Genomic DNA, 8,364 nt, shown 5'->3' on the forward strand with positions numbered 1-8,364 from the left:
AGGTGAGGAAGTCGACGAGATGCGCGTGCTGATGCTGTCCTGGGAGTACCCGCCGGTGGTCATCGGCGGTCTGGGCAGACACGTGCACGCCATCGCGGTCAACCTCGCCGCCCAGGGCCACGAGGTCGTCGTGCTGTGCAGGCACGAGGCGGGCACCGACGCCGCCACGCACCCCACCACCGACACCACCGAGGCGGGGGTGCGGGTCATCCGCGTCGCCGAGGACCCCACCCACCTGGTCTTCGAGAAGGACCTGGTGGCCTGGACCCTGGCCATGGGCCACGGCATGGTCCGCGCGGGCCTGGCCCTGCTGCGGCGGTGGCGCCCGGACGTGGTGCACGCCCACGACTGGCTGGTCACCCACCCGGCGGTCGCCCTCGCCGAGCAGGCCGGGGTCGCCCTGGTCGCCACCGTCCACGCCACCGAGGCGGGCAGGCACAGCGGCTGGCTCTCCCAGCCGCTCAACCAGCAGGTCCACTCGGTCGAGTGGTGGCTGGCCAACCGCGCCGACGCGCTGATCACCTGCTCGTCGGCCATGCGCACCGAGGTCGCCCACCTCTTCGAGGTCGACCCGGCGGGCATCGAGGTCATCCACAACGGCATCGAACCGCGCGGCTGGCGGGTCTCCGCCCGCGACGTGCGCGCCGCCCGGCTCACCCACAGCCCCGACGGCGCCCCGCTGCTGCTGTTCTTCGGCAGGCTGGAGTGGGAGAAGGGCGTGCACGACCTGATCGCCGCCCTCCCCCGCATCCGCCGCACCCACCCCGGCACCCGCCTGGTCGTCGCGGGCCGCGGCTCGCAGGCCAAGGCCCTGGTCGACCTGGCGAAGAAGCTGCGCGTCCGCCGCGCGGTCGAGTTCACGGGCCACCTCAGCGACCAGGAACTGCTCGCCACCCTGGCCGCCGCCGACGCGGTGGTCCTCCCCAGCCGCTACGAACCGTTCGGCATCGTCGCCCTCGAAGCCGCCGCCGCGGGCGCCCCCCTGGTCGCCTCCACCGCGGGCGGCCTCGGCGAGGTCGTCATCCAGAACCGCACCGGCCTCTCCTTCCCCCCTGGCGACGTCGACGGCATCACCGAGGCCACCCGCACCGTCCTCGACGACCCGGCCGCCGCCAAGCGCCGAGCCCGCCTGGCCAAGTCCCGCCTCACCAAGGACTTCGACTGGGCCCTGATCGCCACCCGCACGGCGGAGGTCTACACCCGCGCCACCCCGGCCCACCCCCGCGAACTCGGCCGCCCCAAGATCGCCACCGGCAACGCCTTCACCGTCTCCTAGCCACCGGGCAGCAGATTCCGGGTGGTCGACCGGCTTACCGGCCCTAGCTCTCCAGCGTCTTCTGCAACGCCTTGGCCGCCTTGCGGGCCATGTCCGCGACGGCGGCGCGGCGCTCGGCGTCGGCCTCGTAGGCGGAGACGCGGTTGCGGACGACCCTCGCCGGGATGCCCGCCGCCACGGCGAAGTCGGGGATGTCGCCGCGGACCACCGCGTGCGCCCCGAGGACGCAGCCGCGACCGATCCGGGTGCCCTTGGTGACGGTGACCTTGGTGCAGATCCAGGTGTCCGGGCCGATGCGGACCGGGGACTTGACCAGGCCCTGGTCCTTGATCGGCTGGTGCACGTCCGCCGTCACGTGGTCGAAGTCGCAGATGTACACCCAGTCGGCGACCAGGGTGGCGGCGCCGATTTCGACGTCGAGGTAGCAGTTGACCACGTTCTGCCTGCCGAAGACCGCCTTGTCGCCGATGCGCAGCGAACCCTCGTGGCAGCGGATGGCGTTGCCGTCGCCGATGTGCACCCAGCGGCCGATCTCCAGCCTGCCGAGGCCGGGGCGGGCGTGCAGCTCCACGTCCTTGCCGAGGAAGACCATGCCGCGCAGCACCACGTGCGGGTTGACCAGGCGGAACTTCAGCAGCCGCCAGTACCGGACCAGGTACCACGGGGTGTAGGCGCGGTTGCGCAGCACCCAGCGCAGCGAGGCCGCCGTGAGGAACCGGGCCTGCGCCGGGTCGCGGTGGCCGCGGGACCAGAAGCGGAGCCGGGTGGCGACCGGGGAACCCCACATCGACGTCATGCCGGTGACGGTAACCCAGCGCCACCGGGTGGCAGGCTGGGGGCATGTCCCGACTGATCATCGACACCGACCCCGGCGTGGACGACGCCTTCGCCTTGGCGCTGGCCGCCCGCTCACCGGAGGTGGACCTGCTCGCCGTGACCACGGTCTTCGGCAACGTCGGCCTGGAGCACACGACGCGCAACGCGCTGCGGGTACTGGCTTTGCTCGGTCGGGAGGACGTCCCGGTCGGCGTCGGCGCCGCCCGGCCGCTGGTGCACGCCACCCCGCTGGAGGCGACGGCGGTGCACGGCGACGACGGGTTGTCCGGCCGGTCCGCGCTGCTGCCGGAGCGGTCACGCGGAGTGGAGCCGGAGGACGCCGTGGCGTTGATGGCCCGACTGATCACCGAGTCCCCCGAGCCGGTGACGCTGGTGCCGATCGGGCCGCTGACCAACATCGCCGCGTTGCTCGCCGCCCACCCCGGGGTGAAGTCCAACATCGACCGGGTGGTCATCATGGGCGGTGGTCTCACCGGCGGCAACGTCACCGCCGCGGCCGAGTTCAACCTCTGGTGCGACCCCGAGGCCGCCCACCGCGTCCTGGTGACCGAGGACGTGCCGACCGTGCTGGTCCCCACCGACCTGACCTACCAGTGCGCTGTCGACGGTGACTGGCTCAACCGGCTCGCGGCGTCCGGGCCGCTGGGCGCGGCGCTGGAGCCGCTGACGGAGGTCTACCGGGCGCACTACCGGCAGATCCTCGGCTATGACGGCACCGTCATCCACGACGCGGTGGCCGTGGCGGAGGCGATCCGGCCGGGAATCCTGCGCACCACCCCGATCCCGGTGCACGTCGACACCGCGTTCGGCCCGCGGCGGGGTGGGCTGCTGGCCGACCGGCGGCTCATCGCGCCCTTGGCCGACCCGGGGTTCCGCACGGTCGAGGTGGCGGTGGAGACCGATGTGGAGGCCCTGCGCGCGTTCCTGTTCGACCGGCTGACCTGAACCGGGGAGGGCGGCCGCGGCGGTCGAGCACCCCGCCGCGGCCGCCGACCGTCACAGCGGCTTGCGGCCGCCGATCATGACGTTGTAGAAGAACTGCCTCGGCACGAACCGGCGCATGACCTTCTCGTCCAGCCAGGACAGCCGCTGCCAGGACTTCATCGCGAACAGCGCCCAGCCGAAGCCCAGCTTCTCCCGGGGCACCGCAGCCTCGAAGGTGCGCACCGGCCAGCCGAACAGCGCCGCGGTGAACTCCTCGGTGACCGCCTCGACCTCGACCATGCCCGCGTCGCGCGCGGTGCGCTCCAGCTCGGCCGGGTCGAAGGTGTGGATGTCGACCACGGCCTCCAGCGCCGCGGCCCGCGACGACTCGTCCAGCTCGCCCTGCGGTCGCCGCCACGAGCGCAGCGGCCCGAACTTCGTGATGTTCGTGGTCAGCCACCAGGTGGCCTGGCCGAGCTTGCGCGCGTAGGTGTCGCCGATCTTCGTCGGCTCGCCCGCGAAGACGAACCGCCCGCCGGGCTTGAGCACCCGGCGGATCTCGGCGAACGCGGCGGGCAGGTCCGGGATGTGGTGCAGCACCGCGTGCCCGACGACCAGGTCGAAGCTGTTGTCGTCGTAGGGGATGCGCTCGGCGTCGGCCACCCGGCCCTCGACGTCGAGGCCCAGGCCCTCGGCGTTGCGCAGCGCCACCTCGACCATGCCGGGCGACAGGTCGGTGGCGAAGCCCTTCTTCCCGACCCCGCCCTGCATCAGGTTCAGCAGGAAGAAGCCGGTGCCGCTGCCCAGTTCCATGACCGTCTCGTACGGCCAGCCGTCCTCGCCCGCGACCGCCTTGAACCGGTCGGTGGCGTAGTCGATGCAGCGCTGGTCGTAGGAGATCGACCACTTCTCGTCGTAGGTGCCCGCCTCCCAGTCGTGGTACAGCACGTTCGCCAGCTTGGGGTCGGCGAACGCGGCCTGCACCTCCTCGGCGGTGGCGTGCGGGTTGGGGGTCGGGTCAGCGGCCATCGAACTGCGCCTTCCCCGGACCGTTCTCGATGAACGAGCGCATCCCGGTGTCGCGGTCCTCGGTGGCGAACAGCGCGGCGAACAGGGTCGTCTCCAGCTTCAGACCGCTGGCCAGGTCGTTGTCCAGCCCGCCGTCGATCGCCGCCTTGGCCGCCGCGAGCGCCCGGGAGGCGCCGCCGGTGAACTGCCCGGCCCACCGCCTGGCCGCCTCGTAGACGTCGTCCGGGGCGACGACCTCGTCGACCATGCCCAGGGCCAGCGCCTCCTCGGCCTTGACGAACCGGCCGGTGTAGACGAGATCCTTGGTCTTGCTCGGGCCGATCAGCCGCGCCAGGCGCTGGGTGCCGCCCGCGCCGGGGATGATGCCGAGCAGGATCTCCGGCTGGCCGACCTTGGCGTTGTCACCCGCGATCCGCCGGTCGCAGCACAGCGCCAGCTCGAAGCCGCCGCCGAGGGCGAAGCCGGTGATCGCCGCGACCGTCGGCTTGGGCAGCGCCGCCACCTCGGCCAGCGATGCCTGCAACTCGGGGGCGTAGTCGACGATGTCGCCGTAGCCCATCTCGGCGAACTCCTTGACGTCGGCGCCCGCCGCGAACACCTTCTGGCCGCCGTAGACGATCACCGCCTTGACGTCGGCGCGCGCCTTGGCCTCCCGCGCCGCTTCGCGCAGCTCAGACTGGAGCTGCCGGTTGATCGCGTTCATCGGTGGCCGGTCGAGGCGGATGGTGCCGACACCGTCCTCCACCTCGAGCCGGACGAACTCACCCACGGCCATGCCCTCCTACCGGTTCGTGTACCACGGTCGTCGCTGACCCGACCGTCGAAGGTTACTCGTCAGTACGCACTGTATGGCCAGTGCTGCGCCGGGCGAAGTAGCGGTCCCCCGACCGTTCGAGCTCCAGCGGCTGCCCGAAGGCCGCCGACAGGTTCTCGCTGGTGAGCACGTCGTCGATCAGCCCCTGCGCCACCACCTCGCCGCGCGCGAGGAGCAGCAGGTGGGTGAACCCGGGAGGGATCTCCTCCACGTGGTGGGTCACCAGCACGGTCGCGGGCGCGTCCGGGTCCATGGCCAGCTCGCTCAGCCGCCCGACCAGGTCCTCCCGGCCGCCGAGGTCGAGCCCGGCGGCGGGCTCGTCGAGCAGCAGCAGCTCCGGGTCGGTCATCAGCGCGCGGGCGATCAGCGTGCGCTTGCGCTCGCCCTCCGAGAGGGTGCCGAAGGTCCGCTCGGCCAGGTGCGCGATGCCCATCGACTTGAGCAGCTCACCCGCCCGGCCGGTGTCGAGCTGGTCGTACTCCTCGCGCCAGCGCCCGAGCACCGCGTACCCGGCGCTGACCACCACGTCGAGCACGGTCTCGTCCGGCGGGATCCGGCCGCCGATCGCGGCGGTGGCGAAGCCGACCCTGGTGCGCAGCTCGAACACGTTCACCCGGCCCATCCGCTCGCCGAGGACGTGCACCACCCCCGCGGTCGGGTGCAGCTCCGCCCCGGCCAGCCGCAGCAGGGTCGTCTTGCCCGCGCCGTTGCCGCCGAGGACCACCCAGCGCTCGTCCAGCTCGACCCGCCAGTCGATGCCCCTGAGCAGGTCGTTGCCGCCGCGGCGGACACCCACGTCTGACAGGTGCAGCACCAGGTCGTCGAGGTCGTCGGGCGTCTCGGGGCCGCTGCCGGGCTGGATCTGGTCCGTCACACCGGCCATTCTGCCTCTGCGGTCCCCCGGCCTCCCCGCGTGGGGCTTGCCGACCCGTGCGGCCGTTTTGACCGGGTGCGCAACCGGGCTGTCCCCGGTGGGGACAATCCGCGTCTACTCGTGGTCAACGCACAGACAGGAGCGGGTGATGGCGTCCGGATATACGGTGAACACCACCAGCCTCGCGATCAGGGTCGGCGAGCTGAACGCGGTGGCCGACTCGGTGGGCGAGGTGATCTCGACGCTGAACGCCGCGGGCGGCGACCTGGGGCCGGGCGAGATCACCGCCGCCGTCACCGAGGTCATCGACCAGTGGCAGCAGAACCTGGGCGCGATGCGCGACAAGATCGGCACGATCGCCGACAACGTCCGGGGCGCGGTGGCCAACTACGAGTCCGTCGAGCAGGGGGGCCGCGACCGGATGCTGGCCCTGGCCGACGAGACCGTCGCCGAGCATCTGGTCCAAGGCCTGGTGCGCAACGCCCCCGACGTGCAGGTGGCCAACCAGCACTCCCGGCAGGGGCAGGACGGTTCGACCGGCGGCGGCAGGAGGCACCGATGAGCAGGCCGGGTTTCCCCGCGCTGGGCTTCGACCCGACACCGGGCGAGAGCAGCTCCGTGCAGGCGGTGCTGCTGTCCATGGCCTCGGCCCAGCAGGCCATCGCCACCACCCTGCCCCGGTTGCAGGACGCCGCGAAGATCACCGACTCGGCGGACTGGGGCGGCAGCGCCGCCGAGGAGTTCAGCGACCACGGCGACGACCTGCCGCAGGCCCTGGGCAAGGGCGGCGAGTCGCTGGGCGCGGCCACCAAGGCGCTGAGCACCTGGTCGGGGCAGCTGACGGCCAACCAGGCCAAGGCCGACGAGCTGGAGGCCAAGGCCAAGAAGGTCAAGAAGGACCTCAGGGCGGCCGAGGCCGAGCTGGAGTCCGCCGCGGCGGCCGTCCCGCACGACAGCGGCCACCCCCGGTACCGGGAGCGGTACGACGCCTTCCTCAAGGCGAACGAGGCGTGCGGTCGACTCGACGACGAGCTGCGGAAGGTCATCGACGACGCCGAGCGGTTGCAGGCCAAGCACCTGCGCGAGGCCAACAGCGCCGCCGCGGGCATCCGGGGCGGCCCCGACGACGCCTTCAAGCCCGAGAACGACTCCTGGTACGTGCAGGCCTTCGACGGCACCGCGGTCGCGGCCGACGCGGTCTCGCTGGCCACGGGGGCGGCCGCGGCGGGCCTGGCGGCCACCGGCGTCGGCCTCCCGGCCGCCGCGGTCGCCGAGGGGATCTCGACCGCCTCGGGCGCGGTCGGGTCCGTGGCGGGCCTGGGGCAGCAGCTTTCCGGGTCCAGGAACGCCCCCGGGTGGACCAGCACCCTGCTCGGCCTGGGCACCAGCGTGATCCCCGGCGGCGGCACGGTGGCCGCGGGGGTGCGCTCGGCGGGCAAGGCCGCGTTCAAGCGCGGGGAGAAGGTGGCGGCCCGCCAGATCGCCAAGGACATGCGGGGGGCGCTGACCGACGGCGGCGTCCCCGGGCTGGTCAACGACGCCAGGGCGGTCCGGGACAAGGGCCTGACGCGCAAGGTGCGCCGGGACGTCATCGACGCCGGGCGCGCGGCGGCCAAGAAGGACCCGGAACTCACCGAGCGGCTGTCGAAGGTCCCCATCGCGCAGCGGCGCGAGGTCTGGCTGGAGCTGGGCAAGAGCGAGCGGCAGCGCGAGGGCATGGTCAGCGCCGTCGACCACACCCAGAAGCTGGCCGAGAAGGCGGGGGTCGAGATGTCGGAGGAGCAGAAGGACCGGCTGGCCCTGCTGCGGGTGGCCATGAACCCGACCGGCGACGCGGTCGACCAGGCGGCCACCGACAAGATCAGCGGCGTCCTGAGCGGCGACAAGTGATCATCTCGACGCCCCCGGACGTGGTCCGGCGCATCCCCCTCGGCAGCCGGGACGCGGCGGTGCGCGAGTTCGCCCAGGCCGTCGCGGGCATCCGGCCCGCGGCGGCGGCCGACCTGGAGGCGCTCGCGGGCGAGGCGGTCGACGCGGCGCTGCGCGAGGGCGCGGTCCTGCTGGCCGTGGTGGAACCCGAGGACGCCGCCCCCGCGCTGCTCACCGGCGTCCCGCTGGACGCCCCGCCGTCCTGGGACCGGGACTCGGCGGAGGCGCTGCGCGACTCGGTGGAGGACCTGGCGGGCCCGGACGTGCGGGAGACGGTCGTGGTGGAGACCGGCCTGGGCCCGGCGGTGATCGCCCAGCGGGTGCCCGGCCCCGAGCAGGTCCGCGACCGCCGCCCGCTGACCCTGCAACTGCAGGCGTTCATCCCGGAGCCGGGGACGGGCCGGATGCTGCTGCTCACCCTCGCCTGCCCGTCGCTGACCGGCTGGGCGGCCCACCAGCTGCTCTTCGGGCAGATCGTGGCCGCCACGAGCCCGGGACCGGCCGAGTGGGACACCGGTTTCGGCCCGGTCGGCTTCACCCCCGCGCTCGCCGCGACCGGCAGACCCCCGGCCCCCGCCATCCCCGAACCCACCGCCGCCACCCGGCCGGACCCGGCCGGGGTCGCCGCCCGGCAGGCCCCAGCCGAGCGGGCCCGCCCCGCGGTGCCCCGGCGCCCGCGCG

The 8,364-nt window shown here is 73.4% G+C and carries 9 protein-coding genes; 5 read left to right on the plus strand and 4 right to left on the minus strand.

What is annotated here, in order from left to right:
• The first annotated feature begins 19 nt into the window (after positions 1–19).
• Positions 20–1,276 (plus strand): glycosyltransferase family 4 protein, encoded by a 1,257-nt coding sequence (locus L6E12_RS27465; protein ID WP_236230813.1) that lies wholly within the window; start codon positions 20–22, stop codon positions 1,274–1,276.
• 43 nt (positions 1,277–1,319) lie between these two features.
• Here L6E12_RS27465 and L6E12_RS27470 read toward each other — a convergent pair whose 3' ends face one another.
• Positions 1,320–2,072, minus strand: coding sequence for an acyltransferase (locus L6E12_RS27470; RefSeq protein WP_236230814.1), 753 nt, complete (start codon positions 2,070–2,072; stop codon positions 1,320–1,322).
• Positions 2,073–2,116: 44 nt separating this feature from the next.
• Here L6E12_RS27470 and L6E12_RS27475 point away from each other — a divergent pair, with 44 nt between their 5' ends.
• Positions 2,117–3,058 (plus strand): nucleoside hydrolase, encoded by a 942-nt coding sequence (locus tag L6E12_RS27475; protein WP_236230815.1) that lies wholly within the window; start codon positions 2,117–2,119, stop codon positions 3,056–3,058.
• 51 nt (positions 3,059–3,109) lie between these two features.
• On the opposite strand, the gene L6E12_RS27480 is transcribed toward L6E12_RS27475, so the two are convergent.
• The 3 genes from L6E12_RS27480 to L6E12_RS27490 are packed head-to-tail and all read right to left on the minus strand — an operon-like array spanning position 3,110 to position 5,763.
• Positions 3,110–4,066, minus strand: a complete 957-nt coding sequence (locus L6E12_RS27480) for a class I SAM-dependent methyltransferase (RefSeq protein ID WP_236230816.1) — start codon at positions 4,064–4,066, stop codon at positions 3,110–3,112.
• Entirely contained in the window at positions 4,056–4,835 is a 780-nt protein-coding gene (locus tag L6E12_RS27485) for an enoyl-CoA hydratase/isomerase family protein (protein WP_236230817.1), read from the minus strand. The genes L6E12_RS27480 and L6E12_RS27485 overlap by 11 nt, the downstream gene beginning before the upstream one ends.
• Positions 4,836–4,893: 58 nt before the next feature.
• Positions 4,894–5,763: an ABC transporter ATP-binding protein gene (locus L6E12_RS27490; RefSeq protein ID WP_374201956.1), complete on the minus strand. Its 870-nt coding sequence runs from the start codon at positions 5,761–5,763 to the stop codon at positions 4,894–4,896.
• 139 nt (positions 5,764–5,902) lie between these two features.
• Here L6E12_RS27490 and L6E12_RS27495 point away from each other — a divergent pair, with 139 nt between their 5' ends.
• The 3 genes from L6E12_RS27495 to L6E12_RS27505 all read left to right on the plus strand — a co-directional run.
• Positions 5,903–6,316, plus strand: a complete 414-nt coding sequence (locus tag L6E12_RS27495) for a WXG100 family type VII secretion target (RefSeq protein ID WP_236230819.1) — start codon at positions 5,903–5,905, stop codon at positions 6,314–6,316.
• Positions 6,313–7,644: a hypothetical protein gene (locus L6E12_RS27500; protein WP_236230820.1), complete on the plus strand. Its 1,332-nt coding sequence runs from the start codon at positions 6,313–6,315 to the stop codon at positions 7,642–7,644. Before L6E12_RS27495 ends, L6E12_RS27500 begins: the two co-directional genes overlap by 4 nt.
• On the plus strand, positions 7,641–8,364 hold a 724-nt coding region (locus L6E12_RS27505; RefSeq protein ID WP_236230821.1), incomplete at its 3' end, for a hypothetical protein. The genes L6E12_RS27500 and L6E12_RS27505, both read left to right, overlap by 4 nt.

Origin of the sequence: Actinokineospora sp. PR83 (assembly GCF_021056305.1) — a bacterium.
Lineage (GTDB): Bacteria > Actinomycetota > Actinomycetes > Mycobacteriales > Pseudonocardiaceae > Actinokineospora > Actinokineospora spheciospongiae.

Excerpts from the sequence above, each read along its gene's own strand:
- L6E12_RS27495 (WP_236230819.1), top strand. The coding sequence starts at position 5,903 with ATGGCGTCCGGATATACGGTGAACACCACCAGCCTCGCGATCAGGGTC.
- L6E12_RS27465 (WP_236230813.1), top strand. The coding sequence starts at position 20 with ATGCGCGTGCTGATGCTGTCCTGGGAGTACCCGCCGGTGGTCATCGGC.
- L6E12_RS27490 (WP_374201956.1), bottom strand. The coding sequence starts at position 5,763 with ATGGCCGGTGTGACGGACCAGATCCAGCCCGGCAGCGGCCCCGAGACG.
- L6E12_RS27475 (WP_236230815.1), top strand. The coding sequence starts at position 2,117 with ATGTCCCGACTGATCATCGACACCGACCCCGGCGTGGACGACGCCTTC.
- L6E12_RS27480 (WP_236230816.1), bottom strand. The coding sequence starts at position 4,066 with ATGGCCGCTGACCCGACCCCCAACCCGCACGCCACCGCCGAGGAGGTG.
- L6E12_RS27500 (WP_236230820.1), top strand. The coding sequence starts at position 6,313 with ATGAGCAGGCCGGGTTTCCCCGCGCTGGGCTTCGACCCGACACCGGGC.
- L6E12_RS27470 (WP_236230814.1), bottom strand. The coding sequence starts at position 2,072 with ATGACGTCGATGTGGGGTTCCCCGGTCGCCACCCGGCTCCGCTTCTGG.